Source organism: Fundidesulfovibrio sp. (assembly GCF_058402725.1).
This window is the reverse complement of record NZ_JBZVFJ010000029.1, coordinates 1-22,972: the sequence shown is the minus strand read 5'-3', so window position 1 is coordinate 22,972 and position 22,972 is coordinate 1. Positions and strand designations below refer to the sequence as shown.

Annotated in this window: 21 protein-coding genes; all 21 read left to right on the top strand. The window is 65.4% G+C overall.

Features of this window, described 5'->3' with window-relative positions; genetic code table 11:
- Positions 1-8 precede the first annotated feature (8 nt).
- On the top strand, positions 9-1,535 hold the full coding sequence (locus tag ACV4UX_RS05950; RefSeq protein WP_491592402.1) for a PfkB family carbohydrate kinase: 1,527 nt from the start codon (positions 9-11) through the stop codon (positions 1,533-1,535).
- A gap of 207 nt (positions 1,536-1,742) precedes the next feature.
- Positions 1,743-2,840 carry a radical SAM protein gene (locus ACV4UX_RS05945; protein ID WP_491592401.1) on the top strand — a complete coding sequence of 366 codons (1,098 nt, stop codon included), beginning with the start codon at positions 1,743-1,745 and terminating at the stop codon, positions 2,838-2,840.
- Between the two features lie 19 nt (positions 2,841-2,859).
- Complete coding sequence (locus ACV4UX_RS05940; protein WP_491592400.1) at positions 2,860-4,161, top strand: glycosyltransferase; 1,302 nt, start codon at positions 2,860-2,862, stop codon at positions 4,159-4,161.
- Positions 4,162-4,165: 4 nt separating this feature from the next.
- Complete coding sequence (locus tag ACV4UX_RS05935; protein WP_491592399.1) at positions 4,166-5,143, top strand: transketolase; 978 nt, start codon at positions 4,166-4,168, stop codon at positions 5,141-5,143.
- Positions 5,143-6,066 carry a transketolase family protein gene (locus ACV4UX_RS05930; protein ID WP_491592398.1) on the top strand — a complete coding sequence of 308 codons (924 nt, stop codon included), beginning with the start codon at positions 5,143-5,145 and terminating at the stop codon, positions 6,064-6,066. The genes ACV4UX_RS05935 and ACV4UX_RS05930 overlap by 1 nt, the downstream gene beginning before the upstream one ends.
- Before the next feature lie 156 nt (positions 6,067-6,222).
- Positions 6,223-7,263, top strand: coding sequence for a class I SAM-dependent methyltransferase (locus ACV4UX_RS05925; RefSeq protein ID WP_491592397.1), 1,041 nt, complete (start codon positions 6,223-6,225; stop codon positions 7,261-7,263).
- Complete coding sequence (locus ACV4UX_RS05920; RefSeq protein ID WP_491592396.1) at positions 7,260-8,930, top strand: glycosyltransferase family protein; 1,671 nt, start codon at positions 7,260-7,262, stop codon at positions 8,928-8,930. Before ACV4UX_RS05925 ends, ACV4UX_RS05920 begins: the two co-directional genes overlap by 4 nt.
- 21 nt (positions 8,931-8,951) lie before the next feature.
- The gene (locus ACV4UX_RS05915; protein WP_491592395.1) at positions 8,952-10,379 is read left to right on the top strand and encodes a methyltransferase domain-containing protein; all 1,428 of its coding nucleotides are present in this window, start codon (positions 8,952-8,954) and stop codon (positions 10,377-10,379) included.
- A 79-nt stretch (positions 10,380-10,458) separates the two neighbouring features.
- Complete coding sequence (locus tag ACV4UX_RS05910; protein ID WP_491592394.1) at positions 10,459-11,412, top strand: thiamine pyrophosphate-dependent dehydrogenase E1 component subunit alpha; 954 nt, start codon at positions 10,459-10,461, stop codon at positions 11,410-11,412.
- Between the two features lie 3 nt (positions 11,413-11,415).
- A complete protein-coding gene (locus tag ACV4UX_RS05905; RefSeq protein ID WP_491592393.1) occupies positions 11,416-12,456 on the top strand; it encodes an alpha-ketoacid dehydrogenase subunit beta in 1,041 nt (346 codons plus the stop codon).
- A gap of 19 nt (positions 12,457-12,475) precedes the next feature.
- A complete protein-coding gene (locus ACV4UX_RS05900; protein WP_491592392.1) occupies positions 12,476-13,576 on the top strand; it encodes a radical SAM/SPASM domain-containing protein in 1,101 nt (366 codons plus the stop codon).
- 9 nt (positions 13,577-13,585) lie between these two features.
- Entirely contained in the window at positions 13,586-15,301 is a 1,716-nt protein-coding gene (locus ACV4UX_RS05895) for a radical SAM protein (RefSeq protein ID WP_491592391.1), read from the top strand.
- A 163-nt stretch (positions 15,302-15,464) separates the two neighbouring features.
- The gene (locus ACV4UX_RS05890) at positions 15,465-16,313 is read left to right on the top strand and encodes a radical SAM protein (RefSeq protein WP_491592390.1); all 849 of its coding nucleotides are present in this window, start codon (positions 15,465-15,467) and stop codon (positions 16,311-16,313) included.
- Positions 16,310-17,359, top strand: a complete 1,050-nt coding sequence (locus ACV4UX_RS05885) for an N-acetylneuraminate synthase family protein (RefSeq protein WP_491592389.1) — start codon at positions 16,310-16,312, stop codon at positions 17,357-17,359. Before ACV4UX_RS05890 ends, ACV4UX_RS05885 begins: the two co-directional genes overlap by 4 nt.
- A complete protein-coding gene (locus tag ACV4UX_RS05880; protein ID WP_491592388.1) occupies positions 17,356-18,351 on the top strand; it encodes a hypothetical protein in 996 nt (331 codons plus the stop codon). The genes ACV4UX_RS05885 and ACV4UX_RS05880 overlap by 4 nt, the downstream gene beginning before the upstream one ends.
- Positions 18,351-19,226, top strand: coding sequence for a methyltransferase domain-containing protein (locus ACV4UX_RS05875; protein ID WP_491592387.1), 876 nt, complete (start codon positions 18,351-18,353; stop codon positions 19,224-19,226). Before ACV4UX_RS05880 ends, ACV4UX_RS05875 begins: the two co-directional genes overlap by 1 nt.
- Positions 19,227-19,228: 2 nt before the next feature.
- Complete coding sequence (locus ACV4UX_RS05870) at positions 19,229-20,170, top strand: radical SAM/SPASM domain-containing protein (RefSeq protein WP_491592386.1); 942 nt, start codon at positions 19,229-19,231, stop codon at positions 20,168-20,170.
- The gene (locus ACV4UX_RS05865; protein ID WP_491592385.1) at positions 20,163-20,843 is read left to right on the top strand and encodes a class I SAM-dependent methyltransferase; all 681 of its coding nucleotides are present in this window, start codon (positions 20,163-20,165) and stop codon (positions 20,841-20,843) included. The genes ACV4UX_RS05870 and ACV4UX_RS05865 overlap by 8 nt, the downstream gene beginning before the upstream one ends.
- Positions 20,840-21,571 (top strand): acylneuraminate cytidylyltransferase family protein, encoded by a 732-nt coding sequence (locus ACV4UX_RS05860; RefSeq protein ID WP_491592384.1) that lies wholly within the window; start codon positions 20,840-20,842, stop codon positions 21,569-21,571. Before ACV4UX_RS05865 ends, ACV4UX_RS05860 begins: the two co-directional genes overlap by 4 nt.
- Before the next feature lie 3 nt (positions 21,572-21,574).
- A complete protein-coding gene (locus ACV4UX_RS05855) occupies positions 21,575-22,297 on the top strand; it encodes a cytidylyltransferase domain-containing protein (protein WP_491592383.1) in 723 nt (240 codons plus the stop codon).
- A gap of 2 nt (positions 22,298-22,299) precedes the next feature.
- A partial coding sequence (locus ACV4UX_RS05850) for an N-acetylneuraminate synthase family protein (RefSeq protein WP_491592382.1) occupies positions 22,300-22,972 on the top strand: 673 nt, incomplete at its 3' end.

Genomic DNA, 22,972 nt, shown 5'->3' with positions numbered 1-22,972 from the left:
AGGTTTCTATGCGAAAAGCCGAAAGCTCACTGAAAATCCGGGATCTTGACGGCCTGGCCAGGGAGCTGGCCGATCGTCGGGGCCGGAAGATCGTGCACTGTCACGGCGTTTTCGACCTCGTGCACATCGGCCACATCCGCCACTTCAAGGAGGCCAAGGCGCTCGGCGACCTCCTTGTGGTCACCATCACCGCCGACGAGCACGTCAACAAGGGGCCGCACCGGCCAGTCTTTTCCGACGAGCTCAGGGCCGAAAGCATCGCCTCCCTGGAGTGCGTGGATTACGTGGCCGTCAACCCCTGGCCCACGGCCGTCGAGGCGATCGCGCTGCTGCGGCCGGACATTTACATCAAGGGCTCGGAGTACCGCGACGCCGCCAACGACAAGACCGGGAAAATCCGCGACGAGGAGCAGGCCGTGCTCCGCTGCGGAGGCAGGATACACTTCACCGACGACATCACCTTCAGTTCCTCCAATCTCCTGAACGAGTTCTTCTCACCCTTCCCGGAGCCCGTGCGGGCCTACCTGCGTGATTTCTCGCGCCGCCACGATCTGGAGAGCGTGCTCGCCTGCCTGGAGAACGCCTCGCGGGTCAGGGTTCTGGCGCTTGGAGAAACCATCCTCGACGAATACGTCTTCTGCGACACGCTCGGCAAATCCGGGAAGGAGCCGATTCTCGCGGCACGCCACGTGGCTTCGGAGATGTATCCCGGCGGAATCCTCGCCATCGCCAACAATCTGGCCGCCTTCACCGACAAGGTGACCCTGCTGAGCAGCCTCGGCGAGATCGACTCCAACGAGGCGTTCGTCCGGCAGAGCCTCGATCCGGCCGTCAGGCCGCATTTCGTTCGGGACAGCGGGCCGACCATCGTCAAGCGCAGGTATGTCGAGCAGTATCCCTTCCAGAAGCTCTTCGAGGTCTACCACATGAACGGCTGCGCGGGGTCGGAGGGCAGCCGCGAAGCGCTTGCGGAATCCCTCGAACGCATCCTTCCGCAGACGGATCTGGTCGTGGTGGCCGATTACGGGCATGGCCTCCTGGACGCCAAGCTGGTGGAGACGCTCTGCGAGCGTGCCCCCTTTCTTGCGGTCAACGCCCAGGTCAATGCCGGGAACTACGGCTACAACACCATCTCCAAGTATCCCAGGGCGGACTTCCTCTGTATTTCGGAAAAGGAGCTCCGGCTCGAGGCCAGATGCCGCGACGGCTGCCTCCGCACGCTGGTGCGCCAGGCCGCCGCACGACGCCGCTGCCCGCGCATGCTCATCACCAAGGGCAAGGAGGGGTGTCTGTGCTACGATGAAGACACGGGCTTCCACGAAGTGCCCGCCTTCACGGGGAAGGTCGTGGACCGCATCGGCTCCGGGGACACGGTGCTCACCGTGGCCTCGTTGTGCGTGGCGCAGAACGTCCCCATGGAGGTTGCCGGGTTCCTGGGCAATGTGGCGGGCGCCCTCGCGGTAGGCACAATCTGCAACAAGACGCCCCTGGAAAAAGTGCCGATGATGAAGAGCATCATCGCCATGCTCAAGTGATGCGAGGGTCCGCAGTGACGGCGTCGGGCGATGCCCGCCTCTGCGCCTTCGGGCCGGGCGGGCCTGTTCAAACAGCGGACGGAAGCGCCGGACCATCCGGCGAGCCGGCCCCTTGCCGCGCAACGGGGAGCCTTGCCTCCCGGTTGCCTTGCGATCGGCGTGACGGCCGCGGCGCCGCTTCAGGCTTCTGAAAAGGTAGGTGTGCTGATGGGAGAGGACAGATTTCGCATCGACAGCCATAAGCTGTTGTTCCATCCGGAACGGGTGGCGGCCTGGCTGCGGGCCGCGGACGATCCGGAAGCGGCGAAATCCGTCTATCCGATCTATGTCGAGATCTCGCCCATCGGCGCCTGCAACCACCGGTGCACGTTCTGCGCCCTCGACTACATGGGCTACGCCCCCCGCTCCCTGCCGACCCCGGTCATGCGGGACAGGCTCCTGGAGATGGGGGCCCTGGGGGTGAAGAGCGTGATGTTCGCCGGGGAGGGAGAACCGCTCCTCCACAAGGAAATCAACGATCTTGCCGGGGCCGCCGTCGATGCGGGCATCGACATCGCCTTCACCACCAACGGGGTGCTCATGAACGAGGCGTTCATCGAGCGGACGCTCCCACGGACCAGCTGGATCAAGGTCAGCTTCAATGCCGGACGCCCCGACACGTATGCCCGAGTCCACAACACCCAGCGGGAGGACTTCTCCCGGGTCCTGGACAACCTGCGGCGCGCCGTGGCGGCGCGGGACAGCCACGGGCGCGGGACGACCATCGGCCTGCAGATGCTCCTGCTGCCGGAGAACGCCTCGGAAGCTCTCACCCTGGCCAGGATCTGCAGAGACGAGATCGGCGTCGATTACCTCGTGGTCAAACCCTATTCCCAGCACAAATTCAGCGTCACCCGGACCTACGAGAACATCCGGTACGAAGAGCATCTCCCTCTCGCCGAGCAGCTGGCCGAGCTCGCCACGGACCGCTTCCACGTGGTGTTCCGGTCCCGGACGATGAAGAAGCTCGCAAGGGACAAAGACTACGCGACCTGCCTGGCCACCCCGTTCTTCTGGGCCTATGTCGCCTCCTCGGGAGACGTGTACACATGCAGCGCCTATCTGGGCGACGAGCGTTTCAACGCCGGAAACCTCGTGCGGGACACGTTCAAGGATATCTGGGAAGGGACGCGCCGGGTGGAGAACCTGGGCTTGATCCGTCGGGGGCTGGACATCCAGGACTGCCGTCAGAACTGCCGCATGGACGAGATCAACGGTTACCTGTGGCGGCTGCGCAATCCGTCCCCCCACGTGAATTTCATCTAGCGCAGGGAGTTGCATCGCAATGATTGACGCATCCGCTCCGGGAGCACCCGGGGAACACGCCGCGCCATGCCCCGCCGGGGAGGGACGCTCGGGAAGGTTCGCGTGGCTTCCCGAAGACCTGGCGACCCACGTGGAGCAGGCCCTGGCCGGTGAGATGCCGCGCGGCAGGGGGACCCTCTCGCGCCGCGACGCGCCCGCGCATCTGGGCGAGGCGGAGGTGGACGGCAAGCGGCATGTGGTCTTCGTCTGTTATTACGCCTATCCGAGCACCATCAAGAAGAGCGTGGCCCTCAGGCGCGGCGGCGAGCACCACACCACCCTCCTGGCCTGCTGCATCCGGGACGACCTGGAGATCGATTCCTGGTTCGACGAGGCCTACGAAGTGGAGAGCTACGAGGAGCTCCTGTCCATGCTGCGCTCCGCAGCGCCGTCTGCGGTCGCCGCCTGCATCCAGCCGTCGCTGTTGGGAGCGGTGGTCCTGGAGGCCTGCCCGGAGGTCCGGGTCGTGGTGGATGTCAACGACACCAACTGCTTCATGCGGCGCGACCAGGGACTCGTGGAATGCAGGCTGGAACGCGCCGTCCTGGGGCGGGCTCAAGCCCTGACGCACAAGATGCCCCCCGCCGCGTTGGACCAGCTCCGGGCGGAGTGGGGCCTGGACGTCCCGGACTTCCTGACCCACTGCCTTCCCATGCGCGAACTCTTCGAGGACAGCCCGCCGCCGCCGCCGCCTCCGTTCCGCATCGTCTACGCGGGGGGCATCATGCCCTATCACGCCGCCGTGCGACACGGGCACGAGCACATGATCATGGACCCGATCATCACGGAAACGGCGGGGAAGAACCTGTCGCTGACGTTTCTCGCCAACCAGAACGCCCGGGAGATGCACTGGGAGGACCAGGCCCGATACTACGATCTCCAGCGGACGTATCCGCACTTCAGCTTCGAGAAGGGGGTGCCGTTCCACCGCCTGCCCGGGCGCATCGCTGGCTACCACCTGGGCCTGCTCTACGACCAGAAAGCCATTTCGTCCTACCGGACGGAGGCCTACACCTACAACATGTCGACGAAGATTTTCAGTTATTTCGAGGCCGGTCTGCCGCTTCTCGTCTATGACGCTCTTGAGTACATCTGCGAGTTCGTCGAACGCTACGGCCTGGGCGTCATCTACCGCCTCGACCGGCTCCACGAATTGCCCTCCCTGTTGGAGCAGGCCGACCTGGCGTCCCTTCGGCGCAACGTGCGGGCATTCCGCGAAAGCAACGCCCTGGAAACCCTCCTGCCGACGCTCGCGCAGGTTTACGACGGGGGGCGTCCGTGAGGCCATGCCCGTCTCGACGCCAGGGCGGAGGGCTTCCGCGCACGGCCCCGGTTCCGAGGCTGCGCCTGCGTCCCGCAGCAACATGTTTACCGACCGGCAGGCCAGTCCAAGGCCGCGCTGGACAAGGTGTCCAATGACAAAGACCCCATTCCCCGCGCCGACTGAAGGGGGCGTCCCCCTCGACGGCCGTTCCCGTGACCTGCGAAGGCGGATCGTCCGAGTGGTCGAATCCTGCCGTCAGGGGCATCTCGGGTCCGCGATGTCGCTCGTCGAGATACTCCGAGTCCTCTACGACGACATCCTTCGTCACGACCCCCGGGATCCTGCCTGGCCGGGGAGGGATCGCTTCGTGCTGAGCAAGGGGCACGGCTGTCTCGCGTTGTACGTCCTGCTTGCCGACAAGGGCTATTTCGCGCCCGAAGCCCTGTGCGGCCTGTACAGGCCCGGCTGCTTCCTGGGCGGACACCCGGAACGCAACAAGGTGCCCGGGGTGGAAGTGTCCACGGGCAGCCTCGGACACGGTCTGTCCGTTTCCGTCGGCTTCGCCCTGAGCGCCCGGATGGGCGGCGTCGGCTTCCGGGTCTTCACCGTGCTGGGCGATGGGGAGTGCAACGAAGGCTCCGTGTGGGAGGCGGCGCTCTGCGCCTCGAAACACGGCCTGGACAACCTGTGCGTGCTGGTGGACCACAACAAGCTCCAGTCCTACGGCCCGGTGAGGGACATCCTCGACCTGGCCCCCTTCGCGGACAAATGGGCCAGCTTCGGCTTCGAGGTCCGCGAAGCCGACGGACACGACCCCGCCGCCCTCCGGGAACTCCTGCTGGGGCTGCCGTTCAAACCCGGCAGACCCTCGGCGGTCATCTGCCACACGGTCAAGGGCAAGGGGATCCCCTTTATGGAAAACGACCCCTCCTGGCACCACCGGGGCCAGATTCCCGACGGTGACCTGAGGGACATGCTCGCTGCCCTGGAGGAGAGGTGATGCGCAAGGCCTGTCTGGACATGATCCTCGAACTGGCCCGGGCGGACGGCAGAGTCTGTTTCATCGGCTCCGATCTGGGGTACGGCGTCCTGGACGAGTTCCGCAGGGCCATCCCGGAGCGGTTCTTCATGGAGGGCGTCAGCGAGGCCAACGTGGTGGGCATGGCGGCCGGCCTGGCCATGGAGGGTTGGGTGCCCTTCGTGAACACGATCGCCACCTTCCTGACGCGCCGGGCCTACGAGCAGATCGCCGTGGACGTCTGCCTGCACAGGGCCAACGTCCGGCTCATAGGCAACGGAGGCGGGCTGGTCTACGCGGCCCAGGGCCCCACGCACATGGCGGTGGAGGACATCGCCCTCATGAGCGCGTTGCCCAACATGACCGTTTTCGCGCCGGCCGATGCCCTGGAAATGGCTGCCTTCATGCCCCTGACCCTGGACTGGGAGGGCCCGATCTACATCCGTCTGGGCAGAGGCGGGGACCCCGTCGTCACCGGATCGGCCGCTCCGCTGCGTATCGGCCGGGCGCGCACGCTGCGTCAGGGCGCCGACGCGCTGTTCGTCACCACCGGCGTGGGCGCCCAGATCGCGCTGGCCGCCTCGGAGCTTCTCGCGGCCGAGGGCATAGGGGCCGGCGTGCTCCACATGCCCACGGTCAAGCCGTTGGACGCCGAGGCCCTCCTGGCCTCGGCGGAGCCGACGCGGGTGGTGGTGGCCGTGGAGGAGCACGTGCCCTCCGGCGGCCTGGGGGAAGCTGCGGCCCTTACCCTGCTGGAGGCAGGCCTAGGCGACGGCAGGCGCTTCCGAAGGTTCGGGCTGCCGGACGCGTTCCCGGACGACTACGGCTCCCAGCAGGACCTGCTGGCGCGATACGGCCTCACCGCAGACCGGGCGGCCGCCCTGGTGCGCGGCCTGCTCCGCTGAGCAGGGCGGGGAAAGAGCATGTCTGGACGCTGCCATTCCTGCCGACACGACGGACTCCACGAGTTCGCGGAATTCGGTCGGCTTGTCCGGGTCACCTCCGATTGCCGGCCCTGGCCGGCCGGCGGCCGGATGGCGTTTTGCCCGGCTTGCGGCCTGGTGCAGAAGGTGGCTGACGGGCATTTCGCCCGGGAGTGCAAGGTCATCTTCGACAGCTATTGTCTCTATGCGCAGGGAGACGGGAGCGAGCAGCGCATCTTCGACCAACTCTCGGGAAACTCCCGGCCCCGTTCCCGGCTCGTCCTCGAACACCTGCGGCGGGCGGCGCATCTCCCGGAATCCGGCCGACTGCTTGACCTGGGGTGTGGCGCGGGCCACTTCCTGCGGGCCTTCGCCGAAACGTACCCCGGGTGGCGTCTCGCCGGTCTGGAGGCCAACTCCAGGTACGAGGCCGACATCCGGTCCGTCCCCGGAGGGGCGGACTTCTTCTGCTGCCCCCTGGACAACGTCGAGGCGGTCTTCGACGTCATCGTCGTGAACCATTGCCTCGAGCACATCGTCGGGCCGGCGGATATCCTTTCGGAGGCCCGGAGGCGGCTTGCCCCGGAAGGGGTTCTGCTCCTGAACGTGCCATACTTTCCGGACAACCCCTTCGATCTGCTCGTGGCGGACCATTGCAGCCACTTTTCCAAAGACGCGGTCGAGGCCCTGCTGGACCGGACGGGTTTCCGGCCGCTCGTCCTCTCCGAGGAGCTCATCCCCAAGGAGCTCGTCGTGGTGGCCCGCCCGGGCGGCAGGCGGCCGGAAGAGGGAGGGGCGGGGCGCGAGTGCGTGCGGAGTTCCGTGGAGGCCATCCTCGGCTGGCTCGATGCGTACGCCTGGAAGGCGCGCTCAATCGGGGCGGGTGCCTTCGGGGTGTTCGGCGTGGCCAACGCCGGGGTGTGGGTCTCTTCAGTCCATGGCGACGGGGCGGATTTTTTCGTGGATGAGGATCCGGCCAGGGCAGGAAGGGAATTCCTCGGCAGGCCCGTGTATTTCCCCGCGCAGGCTCCTGGCGGCGCGGATGTCCTGCTGGCCTTCCCCTTCCCGACGGCCCGGAGCATCGCCGACAGGCTGGCTGGGCTGCCCCTGCGTTTCGTCTTGCCCCCGGAGCTTCGCCTTCCCTGCCGGGAGGCCCCTTTCGAGGAGGTGTGCCGATGACGCTGGAGGCCCTGCGCACCACCCACCCGGACCTCTACGACGCCTTGCGCAGGCGGGCCCGCGAGGTCTGCGCTCCCGCAGCACAGGCAACGGTCGCTGGGCGTATGCATTTCCATACGTCGTGCCGCCTCCTTGCGGAGCTTGCCGCTCAGGGCGTCTCCCGCCTGGCGGTGGCGGGCAGGCCGCCGCTTCTGGAGGAGCTGCTTCGCGCGGGACTCCTGGACTCCTTCCGCATCCCCTTCGTGCTCGATCCGGCAGGGGGCTCGGCCATGCTCGGCCAGGGCCGGACGATCCTCCCCGTGCGCCGGCCGTCGGAGAGCGACCCCTCGGAGGCGGACGCGTTGCTGGTCCTCGATGCCGCGGCCCTGCCGAGGCACTGGCCGACGGAGAAGTTCGTCCGTCTGGAACTCGTCCCCCCTTGCGGGCTGCCCTTCGAGACGCCGGAATCCTTGCGGCCGGAGTACGAAGCCGCCGCCCAGGCCCTGCTGGACGAGGCCAAGGAACGCCTTGCCGCGCTGGGTCCTCCCGGGGGGGTCATCCTCTTCGCGGGCATCTACACCTATTTCAACTTCAACCGGCTGAGCCTGGCCCTCCGCGGGCGAGGGCACAAGACCGCGTTCCTCTGCCTCAATCCGGGAAACCACGCCCACAAGGGGGGGCACTTCGACCTTACGCTGCACGCCCACGGAGACCTGAGCCTCTTCTACAGGCTGATCGCGGCGCTCCCGTACAGGGCCGTCCACTTCCAGGGATGGCTGAACCTGCATGTCTTCGCCGCGGCCGCTCAGCTCAGCGCCCGTTGCCGGTTCATCATCGAGTTCAACGACATGCCTCGGATGCTCTTCGAACCCGAGGAACACGACACGCTGTTCGGGAACGGTTCCCATCACGAAGACCAAACCTGCGTGGAGCGCCTTTTCTCCTCGAGCGACGCGGCGATCCTCAACTACGCGCAGGGGAGCGCGCCCCTTCTTCTGGACGGCGTCACCAAACCGTGCCGGCATGTGCATTTCCATTCCCATCCCCTGCCGGAGTTTTTCGCCCGGGCCGAACCGCCGGAGGACGGACCCGTCCGCATCGTCTTCGCAGGAACGCTCAACCCGTCGCACTTTCCGGAACAACCGTTCGGAGACGTGAAACTCCTGAAGCTCGTCCGGGTGCTGACGGGTCAGGGCCTCGAACTGCACGTGCTGTTGAACCCCTACCAGGGGAATCAGCAGCGGGGGGTCTTCTGGGACTACGAGTATCTGGCCGCGCGCATTCCGGGCTTTCATCTGCACCAGGGCAGCGGCCCGGAAGAGTTGCCGAGGAGGATCGCTTCCATGGATTTCGGAAGCATGCTCTACATGTTCCCCGACGACACGACGGTGAAACCGGAACACCTAGCGTACATCATGCCGACGAAATTCTTCGGCTACCTGGAGGCGGGCTTGCCGGTGCTGGTCAGCGACCGTTTCACCTGCGTGGCGCGACTGGTTCGGGAAAATGGACTGGGACTGGTGGTCGGGCCGCAGGATGTCCCTTCCCTCCGAAGGATCCTGGAAGGGGTCGACCGAGGGCGCATGCGGCGAAACGTGCTCGCCTACAGGGAGCGGCACGATCTCCACTCCAAGCTTGAAACCGTGGAAGACCTTTACACCTCCCCCGAGGGGGGCGTTGCCGGATGAAGAACACCAGCGAGGATTCAAATGAAGCATAAGAACGTAGGCATCGTGGTCAACAGCGCCCAGATTTTCCCCGACTCCCTCCCCATGGGGAGCCTGGGCAACACCACCTTCCTGGAGCACCTGCTCGCGAACATCTCCAGGCGCCACCCCGATGCCTTGAAAATTTTCGCTCAAGGCTTCTGGAACCTTCAGTTGCTGAGCGACCGTCTCAAGGAGCTCGTCACTTCCCACGGGTTCGAATTCTTCATCGGAGACAGGGAGTACGGCGCGCGGCTTCTCCGGGCGGCCCGGCAGTTCGATCTCGACCACGTGATCGATGTCGATGTGCTCAATCCCTTGACATCGCTTCATTTCTGCGACGAGATGATCGAGAGCCACCTTGCCGAAGGCGCGGACATGACCTTCTGCCACAATCTGCCGTCGCCCCTCGTCCCGGTGGTTGTCAGCAGGAAGAGCCTGAGCCTGTACCACAGCATGGCCAATACCGGGATGCTGGGTCACAACGGGCTTGAAGAAATGGTCCGCAAGGCTGATTCGTATGCCGCGTTCATGAAGCAGAACCCCGGGTACTTCAGGGTCAACTTCTTCGAGGCGCCTCTTGCCTGGCCAGGCGCAGGGTTCGATCCTTTCTCCGAGGCATTCTCCGGGCTCCGGCTGGAGTCCACCGAGAGTTTTTCAGGAATTCGCAGCCTGGTCTATACAATCAACAAGCCGGATATTACATGCGACGATGTCGTTGACTATTTGCTCATCGTAAACATGCGCAAGAGCTGGGACCGGGACAATCTTTTCGATACGCGTTATTCCGTCGTCGACCATGCGCACATGTCCACGCCCGATGCGTATGACCGCGCAGCCCGCTCGGAGGTGCAGCATTTCCTGCTTGACGACGCCGCGTTCCTCGGAGACGGCGAGACGCAATCCAAAAGCATTCTCGAGGTCGGCTGCGGCATGGGGCGGCTGCTCGGCGTGCTCGCCGATCACTTCGGCACGGTGCATGGCGCGGATGCCTCTCCCCACCGGTACCTGGAGGCCCGTTACCGCCTGCGCGACAGGCCCAACGTCACCGTGTCCCAGGTGGACGGGCGTTCCCTGAGCCAGTATGCGGACGATAGTCTTGATTTTGCGTTCGCCCATGGCGTGTTCGTGCATATCCACAGCAAGCAGATCATCAATAACTACATCAAAGAGATGGGGCGCGTCGTAAAGCAAGGTGGTCGATGCAAGTTTGATGTATATCTTGGGGACGAGGTGTTCGGAATCGGTCCGCGTTATTTTGGAATCGGTGCACGCTATACGGAGGATGAGATAATCTCTCTTGCAGGTCGTGCAGGTTTGAAGGTGATTGGTGTGCGTCATTCAATCCATCGCAATTATGAGCGAGGAAATGACGTTGAGTACGGGCTCATGGAACTCAGGCAGATATGGGTCACTTGTGAAAAACAGTGATATGTATCCGGGAAAGGATTTCGTTTAAGCCATGTGCCAAGACACTGGATCACTCGATCGCGGAGGAGCGAGGCTCGGCATGGAGGATTTGCAGGGCCTTCTCTGGAAAATGCTCCTCGTCCGACGTTTCGAGGAGAAGGTCGTGTCTCTCTACAAGGGACAGGAGATGAAGACGCCGGTCCATCTGTGTATCGGACAGGAGGCTGTCTCCGCAGGGGTGTGCCAGGCTCTCGAACAGGACGACTACGTGTTCAGCAACCATCGCAGCCACGGACATTACCTGGCCAAGGGCGGCGATGCGAGGCGGCTGGCGGCCGAGTTGTACGGCAAGGCGACCGGCTGCTCTTCGGGCAAGGGCGGCTCCATGCATGTGATCGACATCGCCCGGGGCGTGTGCGGAACCACGGGCATCGTCGGGGGAGGCATTCCCCTGGCCGTCGGTGCGGCTCTTGCATCGCGAATCCGCATGGACAAGCGTGTCAGCGTTTCGTTTCTCGGCGACGGCGCGGCGGACGAGGGCGTCTTCTACGAGAGCATGGCGTTGGCCTCTCTCAAGGCTTTGCCGGTGGTCTTCGTCATCGAGAACAATTTTTTCGCCACCTGCTCGCATCTGTCGAGCCGCCGGAAGAGCCTCGAACTCTTCAGGCTCGGCGAGCCGCACGGCATCCCCTCGGTTCGGGTCGACGGCAACAATGCCAAGGCCGTGCTGGAGGCCGCCAGGGCGGCGGTTGCACGGGCCCGGCGGGGGGAAGGGCCTTCCCTGGTGGAGGCGCTGACATTCCGGTGGATGCACCATGTCGGCACCGAATACGACGGCAACCGGGAGTTCCGTTACAATGCCGATCCTGCGGCCATGAAGGAATGCTGTCCGATCAGGACGTTCAAGGCCAGCCAATGGGACACCCTCCCCGATAAGGACGCCTTGTGGATGGAGACGGAGCGGCGTGTCGGCGAAGAGGTGGAGGCTGCGTTTGCCTTTGCCCAGGAAAGCCCCTTCCCGGCCCCCTCCAGCACGTATGAGAATGTGTGGTGAACCATGCCCTGGACAAGACTGCTGGCAGACTCCGAACGTTTCGGCGCATCCGCGCCGGTGGACGATGTCCGTGTCCTGACCTATCGTCAGGCGCTGCTCGAAGCGCAACGCCAGGCTCTCGCGGTGGATCCGAACGTCATCATTATGGGCGAAGGTGTGGACGACCCGGGAGGCAGCTTCGGGACCACCTTGAATCTCCAGGAACAGTTCGGGCGCGAACGGGTGTTCGACCTCCCCCTGGCCGAGAACGCGTGCATGGGGGCGGCCGTGGGGGCCGCCTTGGTCGGCATGCGGCCGGTTCTGGTGCACCTCCGCGTGGACTTCACGCTCCTTGCCATGGATCAGATCGTCAACCACGCCGCCAAGTGGCGCTACATGTTCGACGGCCGCCAGAGCGCGCCGGTGATGGTGCGTTCGGTCATCGGGCGGGGATGGGGGTCGGCAGCCCAACACTCGCAGAGCCTGCAGGGCCTCTTCCAGCACGTGCCGGGGCTCAAGGTTGTCATGCCGGCGACGGCCTTTGACGCCAAGGGCCTGTTCCTGGCCTCCATTGCCGACAACGCCCCGGTCATGTTCCTGGAGCATCGCTGGCTCTACGACATGCGCGAGCATGTTCCCGAGGAAATGTACACCCTCGCGCTGGGAAGGGCCGTGGTGCGGCGCACCGGCGGCGACGTGACCGTCGCCGCGGTGTCCCTCATGGTCCACGAAGCGCTGGCGGCCGCCGAGGAGCTGGCCCGGGAGGGAATCGAGGCGGAAGTTCTGGACATGCGCTGCATCAAGCCCATGGACCGGGAGGCCCTGGCCGCGTCCGTTGCCCGGACGGGGCGGCTCGTAGCCGCCGACACCGGCAACGTGCTCGGCGGCTGGACCGCCGAGGTGGCCGCCTTCGCGGCCGAGGAACTCTTCGACGCCCTCAAGGCCCCGGTGGCCAGGGTCGGGTTGCCCGATGTGCCGGCCCCGGCGAGCGCGGTCCTGGAGGCCGAGTTCTACCCTGACAAAAACGACATCATCGCGGCAGTCCGGCGGATCATTCGCCCGTAGGGAACCCGGGAGACCCAGAATGCAGAACATCATACTCGACGGCCACAAGCTGGCCTGGCACAAGGAGCGCGTCGAAGCCCTCCTGCGCGGCGAGCGTGTGGCGCCCATCACCATCGACTGCGCCCTGACGCGCAAATGCTCCTACGAGTGCGTCTACTGCTACAGCCAGCTTCAGAGCAACCTCGAACGGCCGATGACCCGGGAGGTGATCCTCCGCTTTCTCGACGACGCGGCCGAAATCGGCGTCAAGGCGGTCAGCCTCGTGAGCGACGGCGAGAGCACCTGCAGCCCGCACCTCTACGACGCCATCCTGCAAGGCAAGGCCAATGGTCTGGACATGGCCCTCGGGACAAACGGCTACCTCCTCAAGGACGAGCGCCTCGAAGAGATCCTTCCCGCCCTTACGTACCTGCGTTTCAATATTTCCGCCGGAGAGCCCGGGCGCTACTCTTCCATCCACGGCTGCTCCGAGAAGTGCTTCCACAAGGTGGCCGAGACCGTCCGGCAGGCCGTGCGCATCAAGCGCGAGCGGGGGCTGGGCGTGACGATCGGGCTGCAGATGGTGCTTATGCCGGAATTCGCCGACCAAGTCATGCCGTTGGCGCGTCTCGGCAGGGAGCTCGAGGCGGATTACCTGGTCATCAAGCATTGCAGCGATGACGAGGAAGGGCGCATCGGCGTGGACTACGGAGGCTATCCGAGTCTCGAACCATTGCTTCGTGAGGCGGAGGCCCTGTCGACGGAGTCCTATCTGGTGCGAGCCAAGTGGTCCAAGATCATGAGCTGCGGCCAGAGATCTTATTCGCAATGCTACGGACCTCCACTCATGCTTCAAATGTCCGGATCCGGTCTTGTCGCTCCATGCGGCATGCTGTTCAACGAACGTTACGAAAAGTATCACATAGGAAATATTGTTGACTGCACATTCAAGGAGCTGTGGCAGGGTGAACGATACTGGGAGGTCATGCGCCTCATTGCGTCGGACATGTTCGACGCAAGGACAATGTGCGGATCACTCTGCCTGCAGCACAAAGTGAACGAATGTTTGTGGGATGTCCGTCACAACGGGGCGACACTTGCGGCTGCGAACGAAGCCCCCATGCACGTCAACTTCATCTAACGGAATCGTATGAGCCTTCTGGCGATCATTCAGGATACCTGGTCCCCCCGTTTCGACGCGAACCGCACCTTGCTTCCGTTGAACGGGCACACCTGCCTGGAAGAGCTCCTGCGGAGGCTCTCCCTGGTCCCGGGCCTGGACGAAACGGTGCTCGTCACCTCGGACCAGCCCAAGGACAACGGCCTGGCGGCCTTCGCCGAGAAACTCGGCCTGCGCTCCTACCGGGGCGATGAACGCGACGTTTTGGCCCGCACCATGCTTCCCGTGCGGGAGCTCGATCCCGACTATGTGATCAAGGTGCCCGGAGCCTATCCGCTCCTGGACCCGGCTCACGTCGGCCTCATGATCGAGCGCGTCCTCCAGGACGACTACGACCTGGCCACCTGCGAATGCCAGGGCAGCATCGTGCGCGGACTGGGCGCCGAGATCGTCCGCGCCTCCGTGCTGCGAGAGCTCTGCGGCGAGAACCTGAGCCCCTTCCAGCGCGAGTTCCACACCCAGTTCATCAAGCAGAACCCGGACAGGTTCCGGCTCTACGAATCGCGCTCCGCCTTGAGTCGGCCGGGCTATTCGCTGTCGCTGGACATCCGCAGGGACTACCTGCTGGTCAAGGAAGTGGTGCAACGCCTGGGAGAAACCGCGGACGAGGCCGCAATCGTAGACCTTCTGGACCGCAACCCGCACATGGCAGAGATCAACGCCCGCTCGCAGGCCCAGGAGATCGGCCTGGACAAGCTCCTGCTGTTTCCCGCCAAGAGCGGCAACATTCTGGATGTCGTCTCCGGCAGCCGCCCTGTCGACCTGAGCAACCCCATCTCGGTGGAGTTGTCGCTCACGGATCGCTGCCAGCTGCACTGCGTCTGGTGTTCGGATCGGGCCCTGCGGGAAAAGGAGTCCGCGACCCTGCCCACGGCGACCGTTCTGCGGCTGGCGGAGGACCTCAAGGCCCACGGCACGCGGGGCGTCGTCATCGAAGGCGGAGGGGAGCCCACGCTGCACCCGGACTTCGAGGCGATCGTCGAGCACATCTCCCGGCTGGGGCTTGGAGTCGGCCTGATCACCAACGGCCTGCGTCCTCTCCCGCCCGAGACGCTGGCGCGCTTCGAGTGGATCCGCGTCAGCCTGGATGCCGGAAACGCCAAGGAATTCCTGGAACTCAAGGGGGTGGACGGATTCGAGCGCGTGGTCCAGAACATACGGACCATGGTCGCCCACTGTCCCCTGGTGGGAATCGGCTATGTGCTCACGAACAGGAATTGGCGCAACCTGGAAAGCCTGGTGTTCCTGCTTCAGCGGCTCAATGTCGGCTACCTGCACATACGCCCCGTGGTGGACCATCCCGGGCTGAGCCTGCACCAGGACATGAGCTACCTGCGGGACTTCACATACCACCAGTTCCCCGTCCTCCTGGGGGCCCTGAAGGAGAACGCCCGGCGGGGCAACGGCGGGCTGCCGTGCTTCTCGCACAGCCTGTCTTCGGTCGTCAGTTCGTCGGGCAACGTGTTCATCTGCGGTCGGCTCAACATCCATGATTGGCTTCCTCCCGTCGGCAACATACGCCAGGATCGGTTCCGGGACATCTGGTGCGGAGAGGAACGCCGATACCAGGCGGCGCGGCTCCTCGATCCGGATTTCTGTTCGGGCCATTGCCCCCAGTGCCGCATGACCAAGTACAACGTGCTCTTCGACAAGCAGGCGCGCATCAAGACCAGGAACTTCATCTGAACGGACGGGCGGCGTGAAAACCAATGTAGGCTGGCATCCGCAACTGGGCATGTTTCGGCAGTTCCGAAACCATCTGCTGCGCGCGCGGGGGAATCCCCTCTACGGGCTGTACAGGTTGCGCTGGCACCTGGCTCCCCGTTTTCACTATGCCGGACGCGCCCCCATGAATCTGATCATCGAGCCCTCCAGCCGGTGCAATCTCGACTGCATCATGTGCTCGGACAGGTTCAATCCCCGGGCGCGCGGCAACATGAGCCACGAGCTGTTCCTCGACATCGTGGAGCAGGCTCGGGAACTGCGCATTCCGAGCATCAAGCTGAGCTATGCCGGAGAGCCCCTCATGCATCCGCGCTTCTTCGAGATGCTCGAGCACGTCTGCGCCAGGACCAGGGCCGACGTCTCCTTTCTCACCAACGGCACCCTCCTGACGCCCGAGAACGGCCGTCGGGCGGTAGACTGCGGCGTCGCCGAAATCATCGTTTCGGTGGACGGACTGAGCCGGGGGGTCTTCGAGGCCATCAGGCGCAAGGCCTCCCACGATGTCGTCATGGCAAACCTCGAGGCCCTTCTGGCCTACAAGCGGTCGCGGCGCGCACGCCTGCCCCTGGTCCGCGTCCAGTTCACGCTCCAGCGCGACAACGCGCACGAGGCAGAGGCCTTTGTCCGTTATTGGAAGCCCCTCGTGGACATCGTAACCGTCAACGAGTACGCTCGCCCCCCGGACGCCGATCCAGACTCCGAAGACTACTCCGCAGACGGGCGTTACTCCGCGCGCTACTCGGCCACCTACTCTGATAACCCTTGCTCGCAGCTCTGGCAGCGGCTTGCCATCCTTTGGGACGGCGAGGCGGTTCCATGCAACGGCGAGTATGTGGTCGGAAACGTGAAGGAGAACTCCATCGCTTCAATCTGGACAGGCGAGAAGCTCAACAGGCTGCGGCGCATGCACGAGAAGCGTGAGGTTTCACGGGACGAGCGGTGCAGAGCGTGCGGGTACAGGAACCTTGTATGAAGAGAAACAACAGCATGCCCAGGCCAATATCCATCGGCAACGCCGTCATCGGTGCAGGCAGGACCTTCGTCATCGCGGAGCTCGGCTACAACTTCAACACCATGGAGGAGGCGTTCCAGGCCATCGACGCCCTGGCGGACACCGGAGTCGACGCCGTCAAATTCCAGACGTTCCGGGCCGAAACCATCGCCTCCCGGAAGACCTTCTTCCCCAGCGAGGCGGGCTCTGCCAACCAGTACGACGAATTCAAGCGCTACGAAATGAGCCGGGAGCAGCATGCCGCGCTGTTCGAGCACGTGGCCCGCAGGGGGCTGATCGCCTTTTCCACTCCCAGCTACTACGATGACGCGGACATGCTCGAGGAACTCGGCGTCATGCTCTACAAGGTGGGGTCCGACGACCTGACCAATCTTCCCTTCCTGGAATACGTCGCGCGCAAGGGCAAACCCATGATCATCTCCACGGGCATGGCCCACCTGGGGGAAGTGGACGCCGCGGTGCGCGTCATCCAGCAGGCGGGGAACCCCGAGCTCGTGGTCCTGCACTGCACGTCCAATTATCCGATCACCGACTACTCCAACTCCAACCTGCGCGCGGTGGACTCCATGCGGGAGGCCCTGAAAGTGCTCGTGGGCTATTCCGACCACTCCCGCGAGGACTTCACGTCCCTCGCGGCGGTCACGCTGGGAGCCTGCGTGGTGGAGAAGCACTACACCCTCTCGCGCGACATCCCGGCGCCGGATTGCTATTTCTCCTACGAACCGCAGGACATGGCCCGGCTCGTCTCCACCCTGCGCCGCCTGGAGTCGGCTCTCGGCGACGGTCTCAAGCGTCCCGCCGCAAGCGAACTCGCGATGCGCCAGGAGACCCGGAAGTCCGTTCTGGCCCGAAGGGACATCGCGGTCGGCGAGTCCATCGGGGCCGAAGACATCATCGTCAAACGTCCCGGTACGGGCATCCCGCCGCGCTTCGCCGGGCTGGTCCCGGGCCGCGTTGCCCGCCGGCGCATCGAGGCGGACTCGCCCGTCACCTGGGAGGATGTATGAGCTACGCCTTCCTCGTGGAAGGCAGCAGGGCCAAGGGCATGGGGGATGTGTACGCCGTCGTTCCCATGGCGCGAGCGCTTCAGGCCTGGGGCGAGGATGTCCGTTTCATCGCCCTGGGGCGGCGCGGAGTCCGCGACCTGTTGGCCGGGCTGGGCTTTCAAGCCGTCCACGCCCCCAGCCTCTCGTCGGCCCTGGGCATGCTGGAGTCCGACGCCCCGCGCGTCGTGGTGTTCAGCCGCCAGCAGACAGCCCCCAGCGCCGTCCGGCGGGCGCGCGAGTCGGGGCGGGTGGTCGTCACCGTGGACGACACGGGCCCCGGGGGCGTGGCGGCGGACCTTCGCGTCAACCCCCTCTACGCCGTGCCCGACGCGCTCCACGGGCCGCGTTTCCTGCCGCTCCGCACGGAGTTTCTGGAGGCCAGGAAGCGCCGCAGCCCGGTCCGGGAACATTGCGAGCACATCCTGCTCACCCAGGGGGGGGCCGACACCCGGGGCTTCATGCCCTCGCTGCTCTCCACGGTGGATGAGACGCTCGCCCGGTGCGCGCCCCGAAGCACCGTCTGGCTCGTGGCAGGCCCCTGTTTCGCCGGGCTTCCGGCGCTGCGTGAGCAGTCGCGACGCTGCGCCTGCCAGGTCCGCGTCCTGACCGGTGTGGCCGACATGGCCTCCCTCATGGAGCGCATGGACATCGCCGTCTCGGCTGGCGGCGTGACCTTGCACGAGCTGTGCTGCGTGGGCGTCCCGACACTGGCGGTCTGCGCCGAGCCCTGGGAGGCGGAGACCTCCTCCGCCCTTGCCGCGCGCGGGGCCGTGGTGGACCTGGGCTTCGCCGACCCTCCGCACGCCGCCAGCCTCGGCAGATCGCTGCAGAGCCTCCTCACGGACGCGGAGCGCCGGGCGCGTCTCTCCCGGGCCGCCCGGGAGGCGGTGGACGGCCAGGGCGCCGAGCGGGTCGCCGCCGTGCTGCGCGACCTTGCCGCCGGGAGAGCGTGATGGGCGTGTCGGGCAAGATCGCGGACAAGGCCGCCTGCTGCCTGTGCGGACGAAGCGACCCGGAGCCCTGGGATCAGGCCAAGGGGATGCGCCTTGTCCGCTGCCGGGGTTGCGGCCTTCTCTTTGTCTGGCCCCGGGAAACGAACCAGGCGGTCAAGAACGAGTCCATCTACAACGACGACTACTTTTTCGGAGGCCACAACCTGTTGCCCGCGATCCAGGGGGCCCAGTTGAAGAGCTGTCTCCAGGAGCGCCGGGTCCTGGAGCGGCTGACGGCCCCGGGCAGGATCCTGGACGTGGGCTGCGGAAACGGAAAATTCCTGCGCGTTCTCGGCGAGGGATGGGAGAAGCACGGCTGCGACGTGGCCCCGGCCGCCGTGGAATTCGTTCGACGCCACGGCCTGTTCGAGGTCCGGCTCGGACTCTTGGAGGAGTTGGACTACGCCCCCGCTTCCTTCGACGTCGTCTCCTTTCGGGCCTCCCTGCATCATACGGAGAATCCCCGGCGGACGCTGGAGACGGCGCGCCGCCTCCTGAAGCCGACGGGCATCCTTGCCGTGAGCATGAGCAACAACGCCTCGGGATTGTGCGGGCGCATCTTCAAGGCCAGAACGCGCTCCTTCGACCACGGCCACACCCATTTCTTCACGCGCAAAACCCTGGTCCGGCTCCTCGAACTGTGCGGGCTGCGCCCGGTGTACAGCTATTCGCCGTACTTCGGCACGGGCTACGAGAGCCTCAGGGACATGGTGGACCTCGTCAGGCAGGCCGGCCGCCTGTTCCTCGGCCGGGAGGACGTGGTCTCGCCGCCGTTCTACGGCAACTACGTATCCGTGTACGCCAGGCGGGACGACGCCGAGACAGCACGAGGATGACCATGAAAAGACGCAATCCCTTCCGAGACATCTACGACAGCCAAGCCTACCTGGAGGCGGACCGCCTGGCGACCACGCCCTGGCCCGTTCTCCTGGATCTGGAATTGACCAACGCCTGCAATCTGAACTGCCTCCAGTGCTGGCGCCACGACATGCGTCGGCCTGTCACCAGCCTGGAGGCCGGGACCGTGCGCGCCTTGCTCCGCGAGGCCTCGCGCGGCGTGCGGGGGGTGCGCTTCATCGGCCACGGCGAGAGCCTGCTCCATCCGGATTTCCTCGACTTGGCTGCGCTGGCGAAGCGTCTCGGGCTGCTCACGCACCTGACCACCAACGGGCTGCTCCTGGACGAAGCACGCATGCGCGGGCTGCTGGAGGCGGGCCTGGACAGCATCGTCTTCTCCTTCCAGGGCACGGACAAGGCCGGGTACGAGGCCATGCGGCGCAACAACCGCTACGACGAGCTCCGCGCCACGGTCCGCAGGTTCGTGTCCCTGCGCGGGGACAGCCCTCTTCCCTACGTGGTGGTCAACACCACCGTCCTGGACGAGTCCGACGAGCAGATCCAGGTCTTCCGCGCCCTCTGGCAGGACGTGGTCGACGAGGTGGGCCACTGGTTCACCACCCTGGAACGGCTCGACCATCTGGAGCACGTCCAGGCGTTGCTGCCCAGGCAACGCATTCGTCAGGCCATGACCGGACGCGGGCGCTGCATCGAGGTGCATACGAAATTGTCCATCAATTCCGACGGCAAGGCCAGCCTGTGCTGCAACGACTACAACGGCGAACTGTGCGTGGGCTCACTCAAGGACTCGACGCTGGAAGAAATCTGGAACTCTGCCAAGGCGTCGGCCCTCAGGAGGGCCATCGGCGAGGACAGCCGCAAGGTACCGTTTTGCAGGAAGTGCTCCAACAAATTCAACCAAGCCGGGAGCGACCATGGCTAGAAGCAAGGGCTATCTGGATTACGTCTACGATTTCGAGACCCGGACCTTCCGCAACCGGTTCGAGGACATGTACCGGGAGTGCGAGTGCCCCTGGCCCCACCAGGTCGAAACGGACAATATCCAGTACCGGTTCGTCCTGGAATGCCTGCGCAAGCCCCGTCCCCTGCGCATCCTGGACGTGGGGTGCGGGCTTGGCTATTTCAGCGACGTCCTGCGCGGCCTGGGGGATGTGACGGCCGTGGACATCTCTCCCACCTGCGTCGAAAAGGCCAGGGCGAGCTTCCCCGAAGTGCGCTTCGAGACGGCGGACATCGCTGGACGGCTGCCCTGGGCGGACGGAAGCTTCGATGCAGTGGTCGGGCTGGGCGTGCTCTGGTTCGTGCTCCCCCGCATCCACGAGGTTCTCGAGGAAGTGCGACGGGTTCTCGCACCGGGCGGAGAGGCCGTCTTCGGGCTGAACATTCCGGAGAACCCCATCGGCAAGGAGGTCATCGGTACGCCCCAGGACTACCTGGACATCCTTCGGAGCCATTTCCGCATCTTGAACATCTTCGCCTACTACCATCTGGAAGGAACCTCCCTCCTCAGGGAGGGCGACATCGCCTACTACATCCATGCCGCCAGGCCCGAGCCGACGGCCGAAACAATCAATCCTACGGAGTGCTGCCCGTGAGCGACACCAAGCCCAACGTCCTGGCCATTGTCCCCGTGCGCGGGGGCAGCAAGGGCCTGCCCGGCAAGAATCTGATGCCCATCGCGGGGCGTCCCCTGGTCCTGCACACTTACGACTTCGCGCGTCGCGCTTCCCTGGTGGACCGCGCCGTGGTCTCCACCGACGCCCTGGACATTGCCCGTGTCGTCCAGGAAGACGGAGGGGACGTGGTCCTGCGTCCGGCCGAGCTGGCCCGGGACGATTCCCGCATGGAGTCGGCGCTGGTGCACACCCTGGGCGTCTGCGAGGAACAGGACGGGAAACGCTACGACGTGGTCCTCTACATGGAGGCGACCATCCCCGTGCGCCAGGAGGACATGGCCGACCGGGTGCTCCGAACCCTTTTCGAGAACCCCGGGGCCACAAGCGTCATCACCATGATCAAGGCCCCCATCCATCCCAACTGGATGATCAGGATCGGCAAGGAGGGATACCTGGAACGCCTGCACGAGAACAACTGCTCGCGCCGCCAGTTGCTCCCCAACGACTGTTTCTACCCCGACGGCAGCGTCTACGCGCTGCGGCGCGACGAGCTGATCGCCTGCCTGGACGACCCCCGGGTCTACAACTACCTGGGCGCGCGCCCCCTGGGCATCGAGCAGGACCGCATCCATTCCTTCGACGTGGACTATCGCCTGGACTACGAGGTCGCCAAGTTCGTGGTCGAAAACCTCTGGGGCAGGATCTAGGCCATGCGCACGGCGGCCATCGTCCAGGCGAGGATGGGCTCGCGGAGACTGCCCGGGAAGGTTCTGCGGACCATCGTCGGCAGGACGATCCTCGAGCTCATCGCCGACCGTCTGCGCCGGGTCGCCGGGCTCGACATGATCGTGTTCGCCACGGCGCGGGGCGAGGCCAACCGCGCCGTGGTCGAGGAGGCCCGGCGGCTGGGCGTGTCGTGGAGCGTCGGCGAGGAGCAGGACTGCCTGCAACGCTTCCGGACCGCGGTCGAAGAGCACGGCGTGGACCACTTCGTCCGCGTCACCGCAGACAACCCGCTCATCTGTCCGGAGAACATCTCGGACATGTTCGCCAGCCACCTCGAACACGGCGCGGAGCTCACCTATACCGAGCAGATGCCCGAGGGCTGCGGCCTGGGCATGGTCGTCATGAGCCGGGAGGCCCTCCTCAGGGCCGATGCCGAGGCCGTGGACCCCTACCACAGGGAGTACATCGACGAGTATCCGCTCGCCCATCCGGAGCGCTTCCGGACCAACGTGCTCCAGGCGCCGCTGGAACTCAGGCGGTCCTACAGGCTGACCGTGGACGAGCCGGACGACTTGCGCGTCATGACGCTCATCCACGAGGCGCTCCACCCCGGGCGGGGCTATGTGCGGCTCGCGGACGCGGTGGCCTGGCTGGACGCGCACCCCGAGGTGGCCAGCATCAACGCCCACGTGCGGCAGGAGACGTGAGGATGAAAGACCGTTTCGAAATCGCGGGACGCCTGGTCGGCAGGGACTGCCCCGCTTTCATCATCTGCGAGATCGGCATCAACCACCAGGGCGACGTCGGGCTCGCTCGCCGCATGGTGGAAGTCGCCGCCGGTCTCGGGGTCGATTCCGTCAAGTTCCAGTGGGAACGCCCCGAGCCCAAGGTGGCGGCATGGGACGAAGAGCACGGGGAGCTCCGGGAGCTGCTGTTTTCACGCCCGGAGCTGGCCGGGCTCTTCGCTCTGGCCGCCGACAAGGGCCTGGCGTGCTCGGCCGTGGTCGCTGACAGGGAGGACCTGGAGTACGTGCGCGGCCTGGGGGCCGACTATTTCAAGATCGAATCCGACGACCTGACCTGCCTGGACCTCATCCGGGACGTGGGCCGAAGCGGCGCGGCGCTCATGCTCTCCACGGGCGTGGCCACCCTGGAGCAGGTGGACGAGGCCGTCCGGGCCTTTCAGGAAACCGGCAACGAACGGCTCGTGCTCCTGCACACGGTTTCGGCCTATCCCACGGCGGACAACCAGGTGCAGCTGGCGGTCATGGATGTCTACCGGAGCGGCTTCGGCCTCGCGACGGGCTACTGCGACCATACCGAGGACGCCCTGGCCTCGCTCGCCGCCGCCGCGCTTGGAGCCGACGTCATCGAGAAGCACT